Below are 23590 nucleotides of genomic sequence, written 5' to 3' on the forward strand. Positions count from 1 at the left end.
CTACAAACCAGTAATAATCGTTTGGGCTAATTCGTCTATAGGAACTTGAATTTGGGTACGGGTACGAATATCTTTCAATCCCGCAATATTATTAGCAGCTTCGTTACTACCAATGACGACACAAAAGGGGATTTGTTGTTTTTCCGCTTGTTGGAATTGTTTACCCAGGGGACGGGTTTCAAAGTTAGTAATTACATTTAAACCCTGTTTTCGTAATTGTTGGGAAACCCGTAGATAAACTGACATTAAATCAGCTTCGAGATTTAGTACCATCACCTGCGCAGGGGTGGGAGGTAGGGGTTTGAGAATATCAGCTTTGAGGAGACGACTGATTAACCGGGTTAAGCCGATGGAAATTCCGACCCCTGGCATTTTTTCACCGAGGAAAATGCCGACTAGTTCTTCGTATCTACCTCCGGAACAAATACTTCCCAGGGATTCATGACCAATAAGGGTGGTTTCATACACTGTGCCCGTGTAGTAATTTAATCCACGTGCAATTGATAAGTCAATACAGAAACGATTTTCTGGAACCCCTAAATCCTGTACTCCTTTAATGACAGTAGTTAATTCTTCTACTCCGAGTTGAAATATTTCAGCTTGGGGTATTGTCTGGGCTAAGTGTTGCAATTTATCCAACATTTCTGTGGTACTGCCATTAATTTGAATAAACTCGATTATTCGCTGGCTATTTTCTGCGGACATCCCGATTTTTTCCAGCTCCGACTTAACTTTTTTCTCCCCAACTTTTTCCAGGGTGTCAATAATATTAATACAGGTTTTAATATCCTGATCTGCTACTCCTACTGATTGGAAAAATCCGGTGAGAATTTTACGATTATTGATACGAATTTTAAATTCACCGATGTTAATTGCTGTGAAAATTTCGGTGATAATTGCTGGCATTTGGGCATCATATAATAAACTTAATTCCTTGCGACCAATCACGTCGATATCGCATTGACGAAATTGGCGAAATCTGCCATCTTTTGCCCTTTCCCCACGGAATACCATGTCCATTTGGTAGCGAGCAAAGGGAAATGTTAAATTATTTAAATTGCGAGCAATATAGGCAGCAAGGGGAACAGTTTGGTCGAATTTTAAGGCTCTTGCTTCTGTCCCGCTATCATCATGTTTTTTATCTTTTTCCGCTTCATCTTTTTCCGCTTGACGAGTTGGAGGTAAAATTGGGCTGAGTCCGTAAATAATATTATCCCCCTGATTACCTTTAGCTTGTAAAACTTCTAAACGTTCTACAGCAGGTGTTTCTATGGGTGTAAATCCATAGCTTTCGTAGACTTTGCGAATTGTATCGAGTAAATATACTTCTAAACGCTTTTCGGTGGGAAGAAATTCAGGAAAGCCACTAGGTGTAGAGTAATTAACTTTTTCGTTTTTAGACATGAATGGGTTGAGAATACAGAATACGGTCGTCAGGAGATAAGTTATACTTCCAAATCCAAAATCCAAAATCCAAAATCGAATAATCCAAAATCCAAAATTTAAAATCGAATAATCCAATATCCATAGTAGAGACGACCCGACGGGTCGTCTCTACGGTAATCCAAAATCCAAAATCTAAAAATCGAATCATCCTAACCACCAGGGACTGGGAATGGATTTGGTTTTTCGGAAGATGGATTGCGATCGCAAAAATTTACTAAATATATTTGTACTGTAAACCGTTTGACCATTACCAGAAAATTTCCAGGGTTGGCGTTCACCTGTAAATATATGCTGGGTAGTGAGGACATCATTGATGAGGATAGTGCCAAATTCTAATTTTGGGGCTAATTCCATTGCGGTGGTTTCTGTATCGGCAAAAATACTTGCAACCCGTCCATAAACGGAATCATTGGCGAAGTTAATAGCTGCTTCGGGGTTAGCGATTGCAATTACTGGCATAATGGGTGCAAGGGTTTCCGTGGTCAAAATATCCATTGTGGGGTTAACTTGGGTGATGACGGTGGGAGGACACCATAATCCCCCATCTAGTTTTTTGAGTTCTGCACCACAATGGATCATCGCTCCTTGACTTTGGGCTTGTTCTAGTTGTTTAGTGATAATTTGGGCTTGTTTGTAGTTAATTATCGGACCTAAATGTCCCGTTTCTAGATCCAGATTTGTGAATTGGAGTTGATTGGCTTTGGCTACGAGTTGGTGATAAAACTCATCAAAAATCGTTTCGGCTACGTAAATCCGGGAGATAGCATCACAGGATTGTCCCGCATTAAAACATGCTCCCGTTAAAATTGCCGAAGTTGCTAAATCAATATCCGCCGATTCTAGAACAATAGCCGGATTTTTTCCCCCTAACTCCAAATAGGCTGGAATAAACTGGGCTGCGGCTATTTCCGCAACAACTCTCCCCACATCTAGACTACCAGTAAAACAGACCAAATCAATTGATTCTAGTAAAGCCGCTCCAGTTTTGCCATCCCCCTCCACAAATGTCAGTACATCCCGCAAAATCGGAACATTATTTAATGCATTGGTCAAAGGAGCAATAAATCGGGGAGTGAGTTCGCTCGGTTTGACCACAACGGCACAGCCAGCGATTAAAGCCGGAATCGCCTCGATAGTAGCCAGTAACAATGGAAACGTATAGGGGCTAATAATCCCGACTAACTGGTAAGGTGTGGCAGTTTGCCAGAGATGGATATAACTAATAGTAGTATTTAAATCGCGATCGCGGATTAATTTATAGGCCAGTTGACAACAACGGTCAATATTAGCAATTAGGGTATCCACCTCCCATGTCGATAAAGCCAACCGACCCGTATCCGCTACCACCGCATCAATTAATTGGGGACGAACTTCAGTTAATGCCGCTTGAAATGCCTGGATAATTTCTATTCGCCCTTCTAAACCCAAACTTTGCCACTGCAATTGACCCCGACGTAGGCGATTACACTTTTGTGCCAACAACTTCGGGGGTGGGGGAATAATCACGTAATCTAATTTACCCGTGCGGGGATTGCGAACTTCGATGGGTGACACTACCTAAGCCAAATCAACACTATGCTCTTTCAATACTTCTAAACTTACTACTTTTAAGGCCGCTTCGTGGGTCGCAGCCAAATTAATCGGTGGAGCAACCCCTGCATCCAGTGCTTCCTTCCAGCGAGAAGCACACAAACACCACCGATCCCCTGGTTTTAAACCGGGAAAATCGTACATCGGCATTGGCGTACTCAAATCGTTTCCCCTAGCTTTGGTAAATTCTAAAAACTCCTGTGTCACCTGAGCGCAAACCACATGGGAACCAAAATCCTGCGCTCCAGTTTCACACATGCCATTACGATAAAACCCCGTCATCGGGGAGGTACAGCAAATTTCTAGCTTTTGACCCAAAACATTTTTCGCTTCTGTCATCGCTTCTCTCCAAATCCAATCAATATCCAGGATACAGGATAGGGGAGACGGTCGTCAGGAGACAGAGTATAAGAGAACGTGAGCGAAAAACTAATCCGATGACACTCAAACCAAAATGTTTAAACTTGCTGAAGTCGCGATCGCAGCCATTGCCTCCTTTGTTGCTACGACCCTCGATGATATTATCGTCCTGATGGTTTTCTTCGCCCAAGTCAATAACCCTAGTCTCAGTTCCCATTTAAAACGTAGACATATAATTATCGGTCAATATCTCGGCTTTTTCAGCCTAATTATCGCGAGTTTACCTGGGTTTTTTGGTGGTTTAATTATCGAGAAAAAGTGGATTGGTATCCTGGGATTTATTCCGATTGTTATCGGTATTAAACAACTCATCAATAATCTCCAGCATCAAAGCAATGAAAATGAAATTCAGGGAGTGTCGGTGCAATTGAATTCCGTTATCGATGATGACACCAATCAGACATCACCCAAGATAGGCAAGCGTTCCCTGATGTCACTGTTTGCGATTATGATTTCACCCCAAACCTATAAAGTTGCCACAGTTGCCTTTGCCAATGGCGGAGATAACATCGGCATTTACGTGCCCCTATTTGCCAGTAGGAATATTATTGGGTTGGCGATAACCTTGGGTATTTTTTTCGTCATGCTGGGGATGTGGATTTATATTGCTAATCAACTTGCCCAACATCCAGCGATCGCTCCTATTTTAAGCCGTCGTGGTCATCAAATCATCCCTTTTGTTTTAATCGCTTTGGGAATTTTTATTTTGACTGAGAGCAAGACATATAAATTAATATTTCCCGCTTAATATCGCAATCCTAATCAAATATTGAACAAGGCTAAGTACAGTTTATTTCTACTCCCTCTTCCCTACACCCTAACCTCAACAGATAGGACTTCACCAGGCTGATGCCAAAAAAATCAAAAAAGATTACTATAGCAATCCAATTTAAGTAGTGAAAAATAGCGTGCCGTTGACTGATGACTGGTGACTGTTAACCTTCAAGCCTTAGCAACCCTACATGTAAGATTGCACAAACTATTTAGGACTTATTTAGGACTGCGGTATATTTTTTCAAACATTTCCTTCCCACTAAAATTTAGATTACACTTAAAGATGGGAAAGAGTAGGCGAGGCAGTTACAAGTAGGTACGCGTTACTTACTTGAGGAAAGTCCGGGCATCCGAAAGACCAAACTTGCTAGGTAACGCCTAGTGCGCGTGAGCGTGAGGATAGTGCCACAGAAAAATACCGCCAAAAAGGGAATAGGGAATAGGGAATAGGGAATAGGTAAAAACCCACTCACTATTCACTACTCACTACTCACTATTTTGGTAAGGGTGCAAAGGTGCGGTAAGAGCGCACCAGCAACATCGAGAGGTGTTGGCTCGGTAAACCCCGGTTGGATGCAAGGCTAGGGACTATGGTTGGTCTTTTTCCAGTTCCGTAAATTAAGCCGCTAGAGGCGTTTGGTGACAAACGTTCGAGATAGATTACTGCCTGCAAGTATCTTTTTGGGATGATGCTTGCAAACAGAACCCGGCTTATGTCCGACTCTTTCTCTTTTTTCGAGAAGTCATACCGTTTGACTTTGGTGTTTATTCCTGACGGGGGGCTTTCGGGAGCAGGGGGAGAAAATGTATCAGATTTTGAGTGAAATTGTATTCGGAAATGGGAGTAGTAGCCCCAAAAATAAATAATTTATACCGACACAACCCAAGTATTTGACTACATAAGTTCTGGGGAGTTCTTACTTAGTGGCTTTAGCTCCGGAAAAGCTTTACTATAGGGCGCTAAACCTATTATTTCTCACAAGGGAGTGATAAGCCTTGAGTAATGGTTAATTTTCCTACTACTCCCTACTCACTGAAAGCTTTAGGAGTTTGTGAGAAATCCGGGTAAAGTGCTACTAGGTGCCTTTCCTCGCCTATCAAAATTAATGATTTCCCTGGAAGGATGACGCAAAGATGTATTAGACTAAATATTAATCCCTAGGGACTTGTTTTTTTTGCTGATTTATGAATTGATTGAATTTGCCATCTACACAAAATAAATGTCTCTTGCGTACCCACGCCGTCAACGGCAATTAGAAAGTTTAATCAAAAAGTTCGGGTTATCTACGGATGTTGGAATTAACTGGAATTTGCTCGATCGGGCGTTAACCCATCCGACTGCTTCGGATGCTGAGAATTATGAGCAGTTGGAGTTTGTCGGTGATGCGGTGGTGCGCTTAGTCGCGGCAATGACTTTATGGGAGCATTTTCCCCAGTGTTCGGTTGGCGATTTTGCGGCGATTCGTTCGGTTTTGGTGAGCGATCGCGTTCTTTCCCAATTGGCTCGTTCCTACGGTTTGGAATTGTATTTGTTGGTAGCTGGAAGTGCGATCGCTGACCGTGCAGGACAAGATTCCCGTTTGGCTGATGCTTTTGAAGCAGTATTGGGGGCTTTATATTTAAGTAGCAATAATTTGGATTTGATTCGTCCCTGGTTGGAACCGCGTTTTTGCGAACTCGCTTCTGAAATTCGTCGCGACCCAGCCCGTCTTAATTATAAAGCGGCACTGCAAGAATGGACGCAAGCCGAGCATAAAGTTTTACCTGAATACAAGGTTGTGGAAATTCAGCATCCCCAAACTAATCATGAACGTTTTTTTGCTGAGGTTTGGCTCCATAATCAAAAGTTAGGGGAAGGTAAGGGTCGTTCGATTAAAGCCGCAGAGCAGGCGGCAGCTAAAGTAGCTTTTTTAGCTTTAAATCATCAGGGTAATCACTGAACTCATTTCCTAGTTTTAATTGTTAGTTGTTGGGTATGGATAATTAAGGGTGATTAATATCACTTTATTGTTTCATGCCGATGGCAAAAATATTTGTCATATATCCAGAATTCAACAATTTTTAACAATTAATCGATCAACAATAGAAATGAAAAAACCAATTAGAACAGCCATCATTGGTGTGGGACGCTGGGGTGTCAACTGGTTGCGGATTTTTAAGGAACATCCAGATACCCAGGTGGTTGCAGTTGTCGATCCGGAAACTGAACGTTTGGCGAATGTGAAACGCTTGTATCATCTCGATGATGATGTATTGTTAACTGAGCGATGGCAAGAATTACAACATTTACCAAATCTGGATGCAGTAGTAATTGCAACACCAGCAGTCACCCATTATGGTTTAATTACTGATGCACTGCGATGGGGATATCATGTGTTGGCGGAAAAACCGTTAACTTTAGACCCTGATGAATGTCGAGAGTTATGTCAGCTAGCGGAACAACAAAATTTAATCTTGATGGTTGACCATACTTACCTATTCAATCCAGCAGTGGAACGGGGGGAGGAGGTCGTACGGAGTGGAAAATTGGGTGATTTGCGCTACGGATATGCAACTCGCACCCATTTAGGACCAGTGCGTCAGGATGTGGACGCAATGTGGGATTTAGCGATTCACGACATCGCCATTTTCAATGCATGGTTAGGTGAATTTCCCCAGCAAGTTCAAGCTACGGGTAAGGTTTGGTTACAACCCCAGGAAAGGGAGGGAAATTCTGGTGGACTTGCAGACATGGTGTGGGCTAATTTGTTTTATCCCAGTGGTTTTCAAGCTTGCATTCACCTGTGCTGGTTAAATAACGATAAACAACGTCGTTTAGGGGTTGTTGGGAGTCAGGGAACGCTGATATTTGACGAATTATCCCCCTCCCCGTTGATGTTATACCAGGGTGAATTGGAAGTCCGTCAAAATTGCTTTATTCCCACCAATATTCAGCAAGAGCAACTAGATTTTCCCCCACAGGAACCCTTAAAACAAGTATGCGATCGCTTTGTAAAATCAATTCACACCCACACCCCTCCAGACATTTCTTCCGGTTGGGTGGGAGCAAATTTAGTGGAGGTTTTAGCTAGTTTAAGCGAATCCCTCCATCATCAGGGTATTCCAGTTGCGGTTAATCCAAGAATCTAGAAGACAGGATACAGTAATTACCCAAAACAAACAATATCCATCCTCAAAAACCCGATTTCTGAGGATGAATAATTAACGTGAATTCGACAGATATAAAGAATCCCTCTCCAAAGCTCTTTTTCTTGGGAACAGAGGTTTTGAAAGAATTGATTCTTGATTGAAAACTACGGATTTTCTGTCCCTCTGGGAAGTCACAGAGGGTTGGGGTGAGGTTCATCGTACTCACGTATTATTAACAGGACTTATCCCAGATTTCTCACAAATCCCTCCAACTCCCAGGGAATAGAAAGAAAATTAAGCCGTTACTTGAGGTTTACCGTTCACCTGTGACAAATGCAGGTTATGTAAGGACAACATAAACACCGTGATTGCGACATTAGGTAGACGCGTAGCGGTTTCTTGCAAAGTAGCAATCCCCAACACCTGATTTCTCCTCACGAGCGCGTAAGTCCGAATTAAATTAAAAACCTGACTATCAAGAAAATAGATGCGGCTGTAAGTTGTAACATGGTGATGGGAGCGCCATAGTGCAAAAAGGTATGAAAGGATATTTTTCGTCCGTGCTGTTCCGCAATTCCCGCAGCAACAATGTTAGATGATGCACCAACTAAGGTTCCGTTTCCACCCAAGGTTGCACCAAACATCATGGCATAAAATAAAGGTAGGATTTCCGGAGGATATTGTCCTTGAAAATCTGGTTGCAAAATTACGGATGGCGCTAAACCGATATTGACAACGTACTTTTGCAGTAAGGGAACCATTGCGACAACCAGGGGGATATTGGGAATCAGACTTGATAAAATTCCAATAATGAATACTAGGGATAAGGAACCGAGAAAGATATTTTTGCCGAGAATAAATGCAAGAATCGCTGATAAATTCCCAATGACACCCGTCTTTTCTAGTCCACCAATCAGCACAAAAATACTCATAAAAAATATGAGTGTACTCCAATCAACGTCACGCAGAATATTATGTACTGTATCTATCTTGCTTTGATGGGATAGTAGTAATGCAAGTGCTGCACCTAACAAAGCTGATGCTGCTGGAGAAACTTTTAATGGTAGGTATTCACCAAAAGCAAAAAAGAATAACACTAATGCAAAGATGATTCCACCTAATGCGAGAACACGAGGGTGATTGATGTGTGGATGGGGTAAATAATCGAGGGTTTCTAGTTTGGTTCGCCAAATTTTCCGAAAGAAAATTGGTAATGTGGCTGTAATTACGAAAACCGCGATCAAACCTCCTAAGCTTAATCGCTGGAGATAATCTAGAAAACTCAAATTGACCGCATCACCAACAATAAATGTGGCTGGATCACCGACAATAGTTAGTAAACCAGAACTGTTAGCGACTAATACAAGTAAGATTAATAAGGGAATGAAATTGACTCCAATTTCCTCTGCTATTGGGGGAATTAGGGGTGCTAGGAGCATAACTGTAGTTGCATTTGGCAAAACAGCACAAATTGGCGTGGTTATAGCCACAATTCCTAGGAGTAAACGCCTTCCTTCACCCTTGGCTAGCAAAACCATCTGCGTTCCCAGGTAATCAAATATTTTGGTTGGTTCAAAGGCTCTTACTAATACCATCACACCAAAAAATAAAGCCAGTGTTCCATGACTTTTGGCAATATACCCGATTGCTTCTGGTAAGGTTAAAATGTTTGTAAACACTAAAATTAAAGCACCTAAGAAGGCAATAATCGTAAAGTGAATCCACTCAGTTGTAATTATGATAATTACGCCAACAAATATTAAAACACTAAGTGTTGCTTGCCAATTTTCCACTGGTAACCTCTAAATTTTGGTGATTAACTGATTACTTAACTATTGATGATTCAATATGTTTGTATATACTGCAACGCTACTGATTTACAAAGTATGTTCTCAATTCAGCATACTATTACCTAAATTTTGTTTGAGCAGTGACTTGAAGACTGTAATTATCCTTTTTTGACAGTAGGAATTGATATTAGCTAATTTGCCAATTAATCTGAACTAAACAATATCAAGTTTATCTGCTGGAAAACTTCTGGATGTATGTTGAATCTCTGGGAGACATAGTAATACAATCGAGATACTCTAATTTCAGCACCTCAATTTCAGTACGGGTGTCTCCTCGACTGGGGATATAGGGTCTGTTTAGGTCAATACCCGCAAACAACGCATAAATTCACCTCAAAAAGTTTCATGGGGTACAAGGAAGCGAGCAGTACCAGCCAGGAACACAGATGAATTTATCACATGCAGGGGATGCGAAAACTCTTTGGTTCCTCTCAATGCCTACGAAGTTAGCTGACGGGCTAGAGTTGAGAGATACTCTCCTTTTTGTTGCAGTGCAACCTTCAGGTTTGCCCCAAACAATGGTTCCTCCGTTCCAGGATTACTGACAATATTTTAATTTAGTTTGTTGTCAAGTTTTTTGGATTAGGCTGACTTCCTCATGAAATTATACACCATCCTATCACATTCTGTTTATAATTTTGTATTATTGATATTCAGCCCTTTTTCTATTCAGTTTGGCTGAACTGATTTGCGGGGCGTATCCCTTACTTGTGAGAAATGCAATTTTGGTCTCTGTATTCGTTCCCTAGACTTTTTCTGCAAGCCCGATTGAGAACAATATAGGCAATTTCCTGTTGATCAGTCTATATTGTCTCTATGCTGTGGTTTCGATGGAGACATACTTCTTTTGGCTGTTGGTCTGGTGAGGTGATTTTCCGTTGATTTTTGGTTCCCTGCTCAAAGGTTGTTGGAAAAGCCCTATTGTATTTCATGGCTAGTTCAGGGTGGGGAAATGGTTATCTTGGGAGACTTAGTTTTTCTGTGGGGTAGCTTCTTGGTGTACACCTAAACCCTAGATAATTTCTCCCATTACACTTCAGTCAGAAATGTATGATTATGCTTTCTCAAACTTTTCCACCATCCTTGAGGACTCGTGCTTTACTAATCTCAAGTCTCTAAATTTCAAGTTAAAAATTTGGGAATGCAATCACACAGAGTTAAGAAAAGTTTATTTAATCAGTATTTGCTCATTCTAGTTACCGGAATGGGTATGGGTATAACAGTTCCCCCTGTCAATGCTTGGATTTTAGCGTGGATGGCTTTAGTTCCATTGTGGGTTGTGCTTGTTAAACACCCCCATAAATCACCTGGGAAAAAGTTTTTGGTTGGTGCTGTGTGGGGAATTGGCTATCATGGTACGGCTTTATCTTGGATTACTGGACTACACCCTTTGACTTGGATGGGGATTCCTTGGTTGGGGAGTGTGGCGATCGCATTTTTTGCTTGGTTGTTTATTACTCTCTGGGGTGCTTTGCTGGTTGGTTGTTGGACAAGTTTATTTGCTGGGGTAATTTCGAGTTTATCTGCTGGGAATCAACCTAGTGGGATTCCGATACCATTGGTGGTATTGACGCGTTTATTTTTAGGTGCAGGTTTGTGGTGTTTGTTAGAAAATATCTGGATGTTGGGACCGTTGTGGTGGACAACCCTTGCTTATACCCAATCTCCCCATAATTTGGTGATTTTACATCTGGGACAGCTATCGGGAACTAGTGCGGTGACGAGTGTGATTGTGGGTGTTAATGGTTTGATAGCTGAAGTTTGTTTGTTGATGTCAGATTCGGCTACTAAGTCTAGTAAATCTACGCTAAAATACCAATTTTTTTATACCTTACCCGCCGCTTTATTTATTTGCACCCATTTACTGGGTTTTTACTTATATATCCAACCTTTGAATGAACAAGCTAGTGCTGCGCTACAAGTTGGTGTGATTCAGGGAAATGTACCGAATCGAATTAAGTTTGATGGGGATGGTTTGCGTCGCGCTTTAACTGGATATACCCGTGGTTACGAACAACTTGCGTATACAGGGGTGGATGCGGTTTTGACCCCTGAAGGTGCATTACCGTTTTTCTTGAGGGATATTCGCTCCAGTTCTTTGGTAAAAGCGGTGGAACAACGGGGTGTAATTGCTTGGATTGGGGGATTCGCGGAACGTGCAAATACTGATACCTATGCCAATAGTTTATTTACCTTTGGCAAAAATGGTTTATTACCGCAGCGCTACGAAAAACATAAATTAGTCCCCTTGGGGGAATATATTCCCCTAGAGGAGTTTTTTGGTCAATTTATCCGTCGTCTTTCCCCAGTGACAGCACGTCAAGTTCCCGGTAAAAGCGAACAAATATTTTCCACTCCCTTTGGAATCGCGATCGCGGGTATTTGTTATGAATCGGCTTTTCCGGAACTGTTTCGTCGTCAAGCTGCTGCGGGGGGAGAATTTATCCTTACTGCTTCTAATAATGACCCCTACAGCGCAGCCATGCAAATGCAACACCATGCTCACGATCTCATGCGAGCAATTGAAACTGACCGTTGGGCTGTACGGGCGACGAATACAGGTTTGTCGGGTTTTGTCAACCCCCACGGTAAAACTTTGTGGATTTCTCAGCACCGTACCTACGCCATCCACTCGGAAACCATTTATCGTCGCACCACCCAAACTCCCTATGTGAAATGGGGGGACTGGTTAACACCTACCTTGCTGGGGTTAGGGATAATTTGTTGGCTGTTAACTATTTTTTACAAATAACCTGTCGCATTTTCCGCATATTTGCGGGTAATTCAAAATTCATGGCTTGCTGAATGAATATTGAGGGTACGGGAATGGTTGGAGTTGCTCTCACGGCGTACTTCAGGATTGTCCCCTGGGCAAAATCCTTTAACTCGATATTGGCGGTAAAATCGTGGAAACTACCCTTTTCCAAGCGAAATTGGATTCTTTGTCCTAAATCTTCCACCACCTGAAGATATATTTCTACTTGGGCGGAGAAAAATAGGAAGGCTTTTTGTGCTGCTTGATACAAACGCTTGACCTCACCCCTTTGTATTACTTCGCTACGGGTGATATCGGGAAAGTACTGGACCCAGGAGGGATAATCCGTTAACTTTTGCCAAACCTGCGATCGCGTTAGGGGTAAATACATCCACGCAGTCACCGCACCCCCCCAAGCATTATGACTCTCGGTTTCGACAATCACCTCACCTTGGATTAACATCCTTTGTTGCTCCGGGTTCCAAGGTTGTTCAGCAGCAAACATTGTTAAGTCGGTTGGGAATGAGGCTGTCATACTTTGATTACACTCCTATGGCACATCCACAATAAATAGTTAGTAACTTTATCTTTCAGGACTTGTTGGTTTAAGTGTTAACTATATTTCAAACTTTTTAATTTCACCAACGGTATCCACCCCCAATCAGTAGCCTAATTATGACTCCACCTAAATATACAGCTTGTCCGGAAATAGACATTGCTAAACCTATTTTTTCCCTCAAAATTTACCAAAACTATGTATTTTTTGTGACTTGAGATTGATTGCCGTAATTATACAGTCCCAACTTAAATCAAGTTCAATATAGCATCATTATGATGAATTTAGTTAGGAATGACAATTTGGTGATCAATCCGTGAAAATATTCAGAAATAAAGCTTGTGGGAATTTATGTCCATCAATATCACGAGGAATTTACAGATTCGTTATCTATACTTAATACAGACTCAATTGAGTAACTGATTTTGCATATACATCTCCACAAATACTTAAAGATAAAAGCCCAATGCTTCATCCTATCTTCATGATTTAAAATTTGGGATTATGAGACGGAGGGGATAAAAAATTAATTTCTATTCAAAATCACCCTTCCACATCCATAGAAGATATGTAGCAGTATTTTCGACGAAAAGGCTGCGCGTACCCGCAGGATAATCCAATTCAACCTGGTACTCCACCACATTAACTTTGCGCTAGAAGCATTTGTTCCCTTTCTCCCCCTACTTCCCTGGAGACTACCCACCGGGTCGTCTCGACTTCCGTTATGCGGTGGTCAAATATTGGGGTATGTCTAGTTACTGGGGGGAAATACTAGGATAAAATCGAAGAACCAGTATTTGTCAGTAAGAGAGGATAGGGGGGTGAAAAAATTAGATTTACTGGTACGGATAGCAAATATAGTTAGATAATTAGGTCAAAAGTACAGAAAAACTCTAGTTTGATGCTGCTGACTGCTGTCAAAATTTTCTGTTTGCAAAAATAATCAGGAGTAGGAAATTGTGAGTCAATCATCAAAGCTCAATCAAAAGCTGACCCAAATCTTCGGTATGTTTTTGGGTATTGCGATCGCGGTTTGGGTGATGCGTGGTTTCGGAATTCCGTTTTTAACTGCTTTACCAGGTGGTCTGATTCTGCTGCTGTTTGTGATTGCGATCACTTTTGGGGTGCTTTCCTATCTGCAAAAAACTTGGTGGCGTTTTTAAATATATCAGGATAGAGGATACAGGAGAAAAGGCTTTTTGCATTTAAGTTGTGTGTTCACTTTTTTTGACAGGTGACAGTACCTTGGGAAAGGCTTTAGCTATAACAAATCCTGCATTTTGAGCAAGGGAGTGACAAGTTTTGACTAATAGGTTAATTTGCCTAATAATCCCTACCCCCGTCACGGAAGAGTCACTGAAAGTTTTCGGAGTTTGTTCCTAGTCCGGGGAATGTATGTGGATTTTAGTGTATTTGTCCCCATCTTAGTTCAACACAACTAAAGAAAAAAACAGGTGATGTTTACAAATAAGATGAATTTAATGGAACAGACCGCTAATCCTTTTTATTCATTTTGATGGATGTAAATAATGTGACTATGTTGATTGCTAATTTCAAAAGGGAACAGATACTCCCGCGACCACGGTCAGCACAACCCTCCTGTATCCTACTTTCTTTATAATACATAGGGCGAAATTAGATTGAATCAGAGCTATTATTGGGAATCTCATGACAATTACCGCAGATAATTTCAAAATTTTAATAGTAGATGATGGCTATGAAACCCTAGGATTTTTATCTGAGTTGTTGTCTGCCTATAATTATCAAGTTGAGACTACAACATCGGGATTCGTTGCCTTAGAAATTGCTGCAAATTGGCAACCCAATTTAATTTTGCTTGACCTGAAAATGCCAGAAATTGATGGTTACAAAGTTTGTGAAAGGTTACAAAGCAATCCCCAAACCCAGACTATACCAGTAATTTTTATTAGTGTTTTAAATGAGGTTGAGGATAGAATTCAAGCTCTGAAAATGGGAGCGATTGATTATATTTGTAAGCCGTTACATCCGGAGGAGATTCTGTTACGGGTTGCCAATCAGGTAAAAATTCAACTTCTTCAATCCCAACTACAGGAAAAAAATCAAGAATTAAAGCAAGAAGTGGTTGCCAAGGAAGCTCTGGCTGAGGAATTAAGTGCGAGTCAAAAAGAATTAGAATCAATTTTTAATTCGGCACAAATTGGAATTTGCTTAACTGATATTCGTGGTAATATCCTCAAAGTAAATCCAGCCTATTGTCAGTTATATGGCTTTTCTCCCCAGGAATTAATTGGACAAAATTTAAGTTTCCGAATAGCCGAATCAACGCCAAAACAACAATATATAAATACCAATACTTTTTATCATCAATTAGACCAATCAGAAAGCTCATCTCCCCCAAATTATCCTTCGATTTACTGTGAACAAATCCACCGTCGTCGTGATAATTCTCCCATATACGTAGATTCAAGAACCCAAAGGTTTACCACCCAATCCGGTGAACAATTTGCGGTGACGACGGTGATGGATATTAGTGATAAAAAATATGCAATGAATATCCGCCAAGCGAGGGAAAATAATTTGGCAATTTTGGTGGAGGTTCAACAACAACTACTCATTTTTGAAAATCGTAAATATACTTACCAAGCCATTGTTGAACTACTGGGGAATACAGCTAAAGCTAGTCGTATTTATGTATTTGAAAATCATCGAGATGAAAATGGCTGCTTAGTTACTAGTCAACAAGCAGAATGGTGTGCTCCGGGAATTACACCTACAATTCATCAAGATAACTTACAGAATTTATCCTATGATGAATTTTTGCCCCGTTGGTTAGAAATATTGAGTCGTGGCAGTATCCTATCAGGTGTTGTGGCCGATTTTCCCGCATCAGAACGGGAAGTTTTGCAGCCACAGGGTATATTATCAATTCTGGTGATTCCCATAATTGTGAAAAACGAATTTGTCGGCTTTATTGGTTTCGATAACTGTGTCAGTACGAAAATTTGGGAAACTGCGGATATTGATTTTCTACAAGCAGTAGCTACAGCAATTTCTTTAGCCTATGAACGCCAAGAAGCTCAGAAACAACTACAACGGCAATTAAAACGGAGTTTACTCATCAGGGAAATCACGAGTAAAATTCGTTCCCAATTAGACACGCAAAAAATCCTCACTACGGCGGCCAAGCAAATAGGAGCGGCTTTAGGAAGTAGTCGGGTGTTGATTCACGTTTACCATTCCCTCCCCATTCCCCAGGTTCCCATTCTGGCGGAATTTCTCGCACCTGGATATGGGTCTGTGAAAAATGTGCATATTCCTGTGCTGGGAAATGCCCATGTATCTAAAGTTTTAAGTCAAGATGGGGCAGTTGTGTCTAGGGATGTGTACACAGAGCCATTATTAGGGGAGGCGATCGCAATTTGTGAATCTTTGCAGGTAAAATCCCTCTTGGCGGTGCGAACCTCTTCTAAGGGGGAAGCCAACGGGATGATTTGTTTGCACCAATGTGATCGCTTTCGTGATTGGAGTCCGGAGGAAGTGGAGTTAATTGAGTCGATTGCCGCTCAGTTGGGAATTGGGTTGGCCCATGCTAAACTGTTAGAACAGGAGCAAAAAGCAAGGGTCGGATTAGACCGCCAAAATTTGCGGTTACAGGCAGAAATTTACGAACGACAACAAGCAGAAGCGGCTCTACGGGAAAGTGCCCAAAAGTTGCGTCGTCACAATTTGGAATTGACCCGGTTGACGAAAAATCGAGTTTTGTTTGAGTCAGATTTGCTCACCGCAGTTCGGGAAATTACCGTCGCTGCCGTCGAAAATTTAGAGGTGGAACGGGCTAGTGTGTGGTTATATAATGATACCCACGAATATATCGAATGTTGTCAGTACTACTCACAGAGTCAGGGTAAACACGGGAAAGACCCCCGTCGCTTTTTGTTAACAAACTATCCTGTGTATTTGCAAGCTCTTGAGAGTGAGCAGTTTGTCGTCACTGAAGATCCACAAGGAGACCCGCGATTGCGGGAGTTGATAGCCGATTATTTTATCCCCGACCGCATTACTGCCAAAATTTCCATCCCGGTGCGGTTGTCGGGGACAATGGTGGGAATATTTTGTGTGGAGCAAATTGGTCAACCCCATACCTGGAGACAGGAGGATATTAGTTTTGCTCGCGCTTTGGCAGATATGCTGTCCTTGATTTTGGAAATGCGATCGCGTCAACAGGCAGAACAAGCTCGGATTGCCAGCGAAGCCAGGTTAAATGCCTTTTTTAATGGCGCACCGGTGGGGATGTGCATTATTGATCGGCAATTACGATATGTGCAAATTAATGATATTTTGGCTCAAGTCAATGAATTGCATGTTAAACATCATATTGGTAAAACCATTGAGGAGGTAATTCCCCATTTAAGTGGACAAATCGAGCCAATTTGTTCGCAGGTGTTGCAACAAAACCTACCGATTCTCAACCAGGAAGTTAGTGCTGCTTCCCTAAATCAACCGGATGTCCTGCGGGATTTTATTATTTCCTATTTTCCCATTCCCGACGAAGATGGGCAACCCTGCGGCGTTGGTATTGTGTTAGTCGAAATTACGGCCCGTAAACAAGCCGAACGGGAGCTACAACGGGTGAGTGAACGGTTACAGCTATTATTAACTTCCAGTGGTGCAACCCTATTTAGCTGTCAACCCACAGAAAATCTAGAAATCACCTTTGTTAGTCCTAACGTCAGCGAAGTCTTTAACTACCACCCCGATGAAATATTATATCATCCTTCCTTTTGGGCATCCCGCATCCATCCAGAAGACCGCGATCGCATTTTCCGCAACTTCTCCCAATTATTTACCCAGGGTTTCCATAACCACGATTATCGCTTTTTACATGGTGATGGTAGCTACCATTGGGTGAACACCCAACTGCGCCTATTTTGTGACCCAGAAACCAGTGAGCCATTGGAAATAGTTGGTTACAGCATTGATATCAGCGAACGTAAAAAAACTGAATTAGCCCTACAGGAAAGTCAACGTCGCTACCGTAACTTGGCGGAGGCATCCCCAGTTGTGATTTTCCATGCGGATACCCAGGGTAACTGGTTTTATACCAATCCCCGTTGGCAGGAGTTAACTGGACAGGAACCAGCTACAGCCCAGGGACAAGGGTGGATGACTGCTATTCATCCCCAAGACCGCGATCGCATTCGCCACCAGTGGCAAAAAGCAGTAAATGCGGTCGCTGCCTGTGATTTAGAATACAGAATCATGGGTAATGGGAAAACCGCCTGGGTAATTAGCCAGGTATTGCCGGAATTTGATGAAAACAACCAACACCTGGGATTTATCGGTACTATTACTGATATCACGGAACGCCATCAAGCCGAGATTGCCCTACAAGAAAGTGCGGAAAGGGAACGAGCTGTTACCCGTGCCATTACCAGGATGCGACAAACCCTGAATATCGAGACAATTTTTGCTGCTACTACTGAAGAGCTACGACAAGTTTTAAATTGCGATCGCGTTGTGGTCTATCAGTTTAACCCGGATTGGAGTGGCCAATTCGTCGCTGAGTCGGTAGGTCGGGAATGGCGATCGCTTTTACGTACAGATGCAGATTGGGGAGGGGAATTAGTTGGGGATGATAAATGTACCTTAAAAGACATGACCTGTTACGACAGTCCGATTATCGATACCTACCTCCAAACGACCAGAGGGGGAGCCTATGCCCAAGGAAAAGGGTTTCTCTGTGTACCGGATATTTATGCAGCTGGTTTTCAAACTTGTTACATTGAATTGCTGGAACAGTTCCAAGCCCGTGCCTATATTACAGTACCGATTTTTTGTGGTGAAAAACTTTGGGGACTACTAGCTAGTTATCAAAATTCCAGTGCGCGAAAATGGCATAGTGGGGAAATTAGTATAGTTGTGCAAATAGGTAATCAATTAGGGGTAGCCTTGCAGCAAGTGCAACAATCCCAAGCACTGCAAAAGGCAGTGATCGCGGCAGATGCGGCAAACCGAGCTAAAAGCGAATTTTTAGCAAATATGAGCCACGAATTGCGCACACCCCTCAATGCCATTCTGGGATTTACCCAACTCATGCACCGCGACACCAGTCTCTCGGCAGAAATTCGGGAAAATTTAGGTATTATTAATCGAGCTGGTGAACATTTGCTCAACTTGATTAATGATATTCTGGAAATGTCAAAAATTGAAGCTGGACGCAGCCAAGTTAATATTACCTGCTTTGATTTTTATCGCTTTCTCGAAAATCTGCAAAAGCTCCTCGCAGATCGAGCTGCTGTGAAAAATCTCGAATTTCAAGTTGAAATCGCCAAGGATATTCCCCCCTATATTCAAACCGACCAAAGCAAACTCCGTCAGGTACTATTAAACTTGATTGGTAATGCCATTAAATTTACCTCCAAAGGGAAAGTAGAGGTTGGTGTCAATTGGCAACAAACCTGTGAAATTGAATTTACCGTCAGCGACACCGGTCCAGGAATCGAAGCTACAGAATTAGACCTCCTATTTGAAGCTTTTGTCCAAACCCAAACTGGACGTAATTCCCAACAAGGAACAGGTCTAGGACTAGCAATTAGTCGTAAATATGTGGAATTAATGGGAGGAAGAATGTGGGTGGATAGTCAGGTGGGGGTTGGTAGTAAATTTAGCTTTGTTATCCCCGTGAGTGTGACGGATAATGGGGAATGTGAAGACCAATCTCACCAGCAAATTCGCAGTTTGGCAGCCAATCAAACTCGTAATAAAATTCTTGTGGTTGATGATGCTAAAGACAGCCGACTGTTCCTCGTGAGATTATTAACATCAGTCGGATTTCAAGTTCGGGAAGCCTCTAACGGAGAAGAAGCGATCGCCATTTGGCAACAATGGTATCCGGATTTAATTTTCATGGATATGCGGATGCCGATTATGGACGGTTATACAGCCACCACCACCATCAAAAATCGAGTTAGAGAAGATAATCATCCCCAGCCGATTATTATCGCCCTCACCGCCAATGCTTTTGCGGAACAAAAACAAGAAATGCTGGCAGCTGGATGTGACGATTTAATTAATAAACCTTTAAACACACAAATTCTTTTCCAAAAATTACAAACCCATCTGCAAGTCGAATATTTGTACGATGATACCAACCGGGAAACTGATACCAGCATCAATGCTTCCCAACCCTCGACAAACTCTCTGTCAGACATCCCAAACCTGATTACCCAAATGCCTAAGTCTTGGCGAGAACAACTTTTCCATGCAGCAGCTAGTTGCAGCGATAACTTAATCCTGGAATTACTCACCGAAATCCCACCAGAACAGCAAATCTTAACCACATACCTTACTGAACTAGCCTTAAATTTCCAATTTGAAAAAATTATCGAATTAAATAATTTGTAAATACCCAGATCAAATCACCGAAGTCATGCAAAAATTGGATTGAGTAGTTTTATTCGTAGTACAAGTCGGTAAAGCTGCCCTAATGACAATCTATCGTCTTGAGTGGCTTCTGCCGACATACTACTTTTCTCGACAAAAGCCCCACTCCAACCCTCAATGTTCTATTAAACCCCAGTATCATGAAAAATAGATGAAATTTAGATGAGAATTTTTTCATCAAAAAATGAACTGAATCCGTACTTCCCAATCCCGACCATTGCGATGGAGATCAATTTGCCGAATAAATTCACGTAGATAGAATCTGCGTTCGGTTTCCGATAGGTCTAACCAAAACTGGGGAATGGAAACCGTTTGAGCAATGGACAATAAATTGGCTGGAGGAAGACTGGCTAATTGGGCTTGGAGTTGGGATATTTGGGTACGTAAATTATATGCACGTAATTTCCCTGTTGCCGTATCCAGTATACCAGTTCTAACCAATTGGGGTATTTGCTCGAGGATTTGCTGTTTTTGAGTAATTTCTCCACTGATAGTAGTATTCGGTCTGGAATCAAACTGTGTCAATTGTGCTACTGCCTGTGGTAATTGCTGACAGATAGTTTCGATGGTTTGTTCGAGAACCTGTTGATAGGCGATCGCCTGACATTTCGGTTGCTGGGGACAAGTTATTGGTCGTAGGTATAAATATTCTCGATGTTTCTGACGTTGATTGACACGGGTAATAGTCATGGGAGAGTTGCATTGGGCACAACGAACAATCCCGGCGAGGGAACGGGGAGCGCTAGCGCTACGGCGGGGAATACGTTGATTGCGCCTTAATAATCGCTCAATTTGGGCAGCTTCTTCTCGGGAAATAATCGGTTGATGGGTATCCGGAATCACCTCGTTATTGTGGTAAGCCGTATCACCTCGATACACAGGATTAGTTAACCAGCGTTTACCAGTGGTGACGGAAATTTTTTTACCATATTTCTTGTAGATATGGCGAACCGCCCCCCGCAAACAGGCATAAATTAAATAGTAATCAAAAAACTCCTTGACTACAGGGGCAGTTGTCCGGTCAATCATGTATTTATTTTGTCCTCGTTTATAACCGTAGGGAGGCTTTCCCGGAGGCGGATTCACATCTAAACGCTTGAGGGCGTGGGCTTGACGCAGACGACGACGGTGATGTTCTGACTGAACATACTTAAGTAACTTTAGTAACTCAATGTGGGGATGGGTGAGGTGTTGAGATGAATTATAATTTTGGGCGATCGCAATTAAAATAATTCCCTGAGTTTGGAATAGGGAAAGTCGAGAACTAACTTCATCAACCGTATCACCTAATTCTTCTAGCCTACGTATAAGCAGGTAAGCAGGGGGTTCCTCACGACAAACCCGCAGCATTTCCTCCAATTCGACCCGTTGTCCTAAATCCTCATACACACAATCAATTTCCCATCCCCACATGTCCGCGAGGGGTGGTTCCTCAATTAAAGGATTTGTGTAGGTGTAAGCAAAGATTTTCATCATGGGATTTTTAACTTTGCTCATCCTTTCCATCAAGTTCTGCAAGTCCAGTAATTATAACAGGTGGACACTCTGAAAATTTCACAGCAACTTCCAGTTCGCCACCCATTATATTTAAATATCCCCGTAGTGTTGAAAGTCAAATCTTTCCTGGGTAAGCTCCCTTGCTGTTCGGATATCCTGGAGCATCATCTATTCTGCAATTAATGCAGCTCCTCGCGCTTCAACTTTTTCAACGCGATCGCACGGCAATTTCTGCATGATTTCATTCAGATTCTTTGCCATCTGCTTTTTCTTCTTACCATAGCTAAGTAGCCGTCATGTACTACATACACTAAAGCCGTAGATGCGCGTAGCGCAGCTTCTCTTTGAGATGAAAGTGGTTTTTTCCTGCTCACACTCACTACTCCCTACACCCTTCGGATACGCGTAGCGTCTACACTTTCAAATCAGGTAGGTGCAATTAAACATAAAACCACAATGTAACCAATCATTCGGCGTAGAGACGACCCGTCGGGTCGTCTCTACCCCCGTACAGACGCGATATATCGCGTCTGTACTTAACGACAATTTCCACCACCCACCGACTTAACAACAAAAAAAACCCCGATTAAACCGGGGTGACTCCATCTAGATTCCCAAAAAGAATCCTTCGTTACTGATGATGTCATGTTTTGCTGACAATAAGGCCTTATCTTCGAGAAAAAAATATAAAAAAATCTGACTTCTTAATCAAACCGTAACTTTAGATACAGAATTATCTGTTATATTGTATATGTAGCTGAACAACCCAGTGAAACGTATAGATTAAATTTCGTAGGAAAAATCGCGTATGTCTACCCAGGATAGAGCTCGTGCATTAATGAGTCGTCGTTATCAAATGGTAAAAAATCGTCAACAATCCATCCTCGGACGTACAGCTCAGGAGTTGGGGATGTCGGACGAAATCTCAAATTATTGGAATCCGGTACAAGGTAAATTAGATGTAACTGCAAGGATGATTTACGGCAAAAGTCACACCACCTAGATTTAGCTTCAACAGGTGTTTACTCATCATCTACATGGCTTCTCTTTATAGATATTGCGGGGTCGGCTTCGGGATTAATTCTCGGAGTCTTTTTTTTGGGGATGGGTGACATAGATTAATTTAGGTAAAGATTTTGACAAGCCCATAGTGCAGCTTGAGTCCGATCGCGACATCCCAATTGATAGAGAATAGTAAACAAATACAGTAATCCTACTTGAACCTCGCTAAGTATACTGAGAAATAAACCCTTGTATAGCAAGGTTTCTTTTAAGGATACATTCATGGATTTAGTTCAGCAATTAATGCTAATTAATAGCAACAATCAGAAGTATTATCAATGAGGTTTAAGGGCTATGCAGACGCGCTCTTCTCTGTTTATCGAAGGGGTTCATAGCCGATTTTGTCACTATTTGAAGTATTTAATGAATTTCAATTATTGAAGGCAAAAATTAGCTTTTATGAGAATAGTTTTATACAAATTATAATTTTATAAGATATTTATCTTCCTATTTTTTTACTCAACTTTACTGATTACTTAAATCAATGATGTCAAAAATAAATCACAATAGATATAAATGACCCAAGTGATGAAAATTACTTGATTTTGCCACTTTTTTCATAACTTAAGTTGCTAGTTAGTGCCTCTGAATGGTATTAGAATAATACAAAGTTTCCACTCTCATGCATTGTTAGACACCAAACTTTCAGATTTTGTAAAAAATTGGCACTTTTTTTATAACTAGTAACTTGGGTTAATACAAATCATAACCTGTCATTACACAATATATTGAAATATCAAGAGTGATCTGTCCCTATTAAATGTTTACTACTGGCTTCCCGACTTTATTTATCCGAGATTTCTGTGCTGACATGTGGATAATTTGGTCGTGAATTAATTTATCCATATAAATTTTATCCACATAAATATTGAGGATTGACAATTAAAAATACACCCTCACTATTCACCTAGTTTTGATACTCAAAAAGTGAAATATAGGGGAAAATTGCATTTCCTGGATTTCTCACGAGTAAGTTGTAAGCCTTACTTAAGTAACATATTGATTTTCCTTCTACTCCCGTCACGGACTACTCCCTATTCCCTGTGAGTTTTAGGGTTTTGTGAGAAATGCGGGATTTACAAATCC

The 23590-nt window shown here is 41.6% G+C and carries 16 protein-coding genes, 1 other RNA gene and 1 riboswitch; of the genes, 8 read left to right on the forward strand and 9 right to left on the reverse strand.

Annotated elements, in window-relative coordinates:
- From hisS to CDC37_RS03270, 4 genes are read right to left on the reverse strand one after another with little or no spacing between them, the layout of a single operon-like run.
- Complete coding sequence (gene hisS / locus CDC37_RS03255) at positions 1-1404, reverse strand: histidine--tRNA ligase (RefSeq protein ID WP_096620470.1); 1404 nt, start codon at positions 1402-1404, stop codon at positions 1-3.
- A complete protein-coding gene (locus tag CDC37_RS24675) occupies positions 1397-1594 on the reverse strand; it encodes a hypothetical protein (protein ID WP_096620471.1) in 198 nt (65 codons plus the stop codon). Before CDC37_RS24675 ends, hisS begins: the two co-directional genes overlap by 8 nt.
- Positions 1591-3000 carry an aldehyde dehydrogenase family protein gene (locus CDC37_RS03265; RefSeq protein WP_096620472.1) on the reverse strand — a complete coding sequence of 470 codons (1410 nt, stop codon included), beginning with the start codon at positions 2998-3000 and terminating at the stop codon, positions 1591-1593. Before CDC37_RS03265 ends, CDC37_RS24675 begins: the two co-directional genes overlap by 4 nt.
- 3 nt (positions 3001-3003) lie before the next feature.
- Positions 3004-3375 carry a DUF2237 family protein gene (locus CDC37_RS03270; RefSeq protein ID WP_096620473.1) on the reverse strand — a complete coding sequence of 124 codons (372 nt, stop codon included), beginning with the start codon at positions 3373-3375 and terminating at the stop codon, positions 3004-3006.
- Between the two features lie 115 nt (positions 3376-3490).
- Here CDC37_RS03270 and CDC37_RS03275 point away from each other — a divergent pair, with 115 nt between their 5' ends.
- The 4 genes from CDC37_RS03275 to CDC37_RS03290 all read left to right on the forward strand — a co-directional run bounded on the left by CDC37_RS03275 (position 3491) and on the right by CDC37_RS03290 (position 7359).
- Positions 3491-4204 (forward strand): cadmium resistance transporter, encoded by a 714-nt coding sequence (locus CDC37_RS03275; protein ID WP_096620474.1) that lies wholly within the window; start codon positions 3491-3493, stop codon positions 4202-4204.
- Between the two features lie 316 nt (positions 4205-4520).
- An RNA gene (rnpB, locus tag CDC37_RS03280) (RNase P RNA component class A) lies at positions 4521-4959 on the forward strand.
- A gap of 491 nt (positions 4960-5450) precedes the next feature.
- Positions 5451-6170 carry a ribonuclease III gene (gene rnc / locus CDC37_RS03285; protein WP_096620475.1) on the forward strand — a complete coding sequence of 240 codons (720 nt, stop codon included), beginning with the start codon at positions 5451-5453 and terminating at the stop codon, positions 6168-6170.
- A gap of 148 nt (positions 6171-6318) precedes the next feature.
- The gene (locus CDC37_RS03290) at positions 6319-7359 is read left to right on the forward strand and encodes a Gfo/Idh/MocA family protein (RefSeq protein WP_096625870.1); all 1041 of its coding nucleotides are present in this window, start codon (positions 6319-6321) and stop codon (positions 7357-7359) included.
- 294 nt (positions 7360-7653) lie between these two features.
- On the opposite strand, the gene CDC37_RS25405 is transcribed toward CDC37_RS03290, so the two are convergent.
- Together CDC37_RS25405 and CDC37_RS03295 are read right to left on the reverse strand one after the other, a co-directional pair.
- On the reverse strand, positions 7654-7782 hold the full coding sequence (locus CDC37_RS25405; RefSeq protein ID WP_255408887.1) for a hypothetical protein: 129 nt from the start codon (positions 7780-7782) through the stop codon (positions 7654-7656).
- Positions 7783-7814: 32 nt separating this feature from the next.
- Positions 7815-9152 (reverse strand): SLC13 family permease, encoded by a 1338-nt coding sequence (locus tag CDC37_RS03295; RefSeq protein WP_096620476.1) that lies wholly within the window; start codon positions 9150-9152, stop codon positions 7815-7817.
- A gap of 477 nt (positions 9153-9629) precedes the next feature.
- Positions 9630-9766, reverse strand: a riboswitch (cyclic di-AMP (ydaO/yuaA leader).
- Positions 9767-10413: 647 nt separating this feature from the next.
- Between CDC37_RS03295 and lnt the strand changes: the two genes are divergently transcribed.
- Positions 10414-11961, forward strand: a complete 1548-nt coding sequence (gene lnt, locus CDC37_RS03300; RefSeq protein WP_442861076.1) for an apolipoprotein N-acyltransferase — start codon at positions 10414-10416, stop codon at positions 11959-11961.
- Here the strand turns inward: lnt and CDC37_RS03305 are convergent.
- A complete protein-coding gene (locus CDC37_RS03305; protein WP_442861077.1) occupies positions 11945-12469 on the reverse strand; it encodes an SRPBCC family protein in 525 nt (174 codons plus the stop codon). The genes lnt and CDC37_RS03305 overlap by 17 nt on opposite strands.
- 1007 nt (positions 12470-13476) lie before the next feature.
- Here CDC37_RS03305 and CDC37_RS03310 point away from each other — a divergent pair.
- Complete coding sequence (locus CDC37_RS03310) at positions 13477-13683, forward strand: hypothetical protein (protein ID WP_096620478.1); 207 nt, start codon at positions 13477-13479, stop codon at positions 13681-13683.
- A 505-nt stretch (positions 13684-14188) separates the two neighbouring features.
- Positions 14189-19906, forward strand: coding sequence for a GAF domain-containing protein (locus CDC37_RS03315; protein ID WP_096620479.1), 5718 nt, complete (start codon positions 14189-14191; stop codon positions 19904-19906).
- 216 nt (positions 19907-20122) lie between these two features.
- Here CDC37_RS03315 and CDC37_RS03320 read toward each other — a convergent pair whose 3' ends face one another.
- The gene (locus CDC37_RS03320) at positions 20123-21418 is read right to left on the reverse strand and encodes a recombinase family protein (protein WP_096625874.1); all 1296 of its coding nucleotides are present in this window, start codon (positions 21416-21418) and stop codon (positions 20123-20125) included.
- An 832-nt stretch (positions 21419-22250) separates the two neighbouring features.
- Here CDC37_RS03320 and CDC37_RS03330 point away from each other — a divergent pair.
- Positions 22251-22445 carry a hypothetical protein gene (locus CDC37_RS03330; RefSeq protein ID WP_096620480.1) on the forward strand — a complete coding sequence of 65 codons (195 nt, stop codon included), beginning with the start codon at positions 22251-22253 and terminating at the stop codon, positions 22443-22445.
- A 115-nt stretch (positions 22446-22560) separates the two neighbouring features.
- Here the strand turns inward: CDC37_RS03330 and CDC37_RS23895 are convergent, their stop codons facing one another.
- Entirely contained in the window at positions 22561-22728 is a 168-nt protein-coding gene (locus CDC37_RS23895; protein WP_157780629.1) for a hypothetical protein, read from the reverse strand.
- Positions 22729-23590: the final 862 nt, after the last annotated feature.

Source organism: Calothrix sp. NIES-3974 (assembly GCF_002368395.1).
Lineage (GTDB): Bacteria > Cyanobacteriota > Cyanobacteriia > Cyanobacteriales > Nostocaceae > NIES-3974.

Bases quoted from the DNA above. Each gene is read 5' to 3' on its own strand.
- CDC37_RS03305 (WP_442861077.1), bottom strand. From the start codon at position 12,469: ATGTTTGCTGCTGAACAACCTTGGAACCCGGAGCAACAAAGGATGTTA.
- CDC37_RS03315 (WP_096620479.1), top strand. From the start codon at position 14,189: ATGACAATTACCGCAGATAATTTCAAAATTTTAATAGTAGATGATGGC.
- CDC37_RS03330 (WP_096620480.1), top strand. From the start codon at position 22,251: ATGTCTACCCAGGATAGAGCTCGTGCATTAATGAGTCGTCGTTATCAA.
- CDC37_RS24675 (WP_096620471.1), bottom strand. From the start codon at position 1,594: ATGATTCGATTTTTAGATTTTGGATTTTGGATTACCGTAGAGACGACC.
- hisS (WP_096620470.1), bottom strand. From the start codon at position 1,404: ATGTCTAAAAACGAAAAAGTTAATTACTCTACACCTAGTGGCTTTCCT.
- CDC37_RS03270 (WP_096620473.1), bottom strand. From the start codon at position 3,375: ATGACAGAAGCGAAAAATGTTTTGGGTCAAAAGCTAGAAATTTGCTGT.
- CDC37_RS03275 (WP_096620474.1), top strand. From the start codon at position 3,491: ATGTTTAAACTTGCTGAAGTCGCGATCGCAGCCATTGCCTCCTTTGTT.
- lnt (WP_442861076.1), top strand. From the start codon at position 10,414: ATGGGTATGGGTATAACAGTTCCCCCTGTCAATGCTTGGATTTTAGCG.
- rnc (WP_096620475.1), top strand. From the start codon at position 5,451: ATGTCTCTTGCGTACCCACGCCGTCAACGGCAATTAGAAAGTTTAATC.
- CDC37_RS23895 (WP_157780629.1), bottom strand. From the start codon at position 22,728: ATGAATGTATCCTTAAAAGAAACCTTGCTATACAAGGGTTTATTTCTC.
- CDC37_RS03290 (WP_096625870.1), top strand. From the start codon at position 6,319: ATGAAAAAACCAATTAGAACAGCCATCATTGGTGTGGGACGCTGGGGT.
- CDC37_RS03320 (WP_096625874.1), bottom strand. From the start codon at position 21,418: ATGAAAATCTTTGCTTACACCTACACAAATCCTTTAATTGAGGAACCA.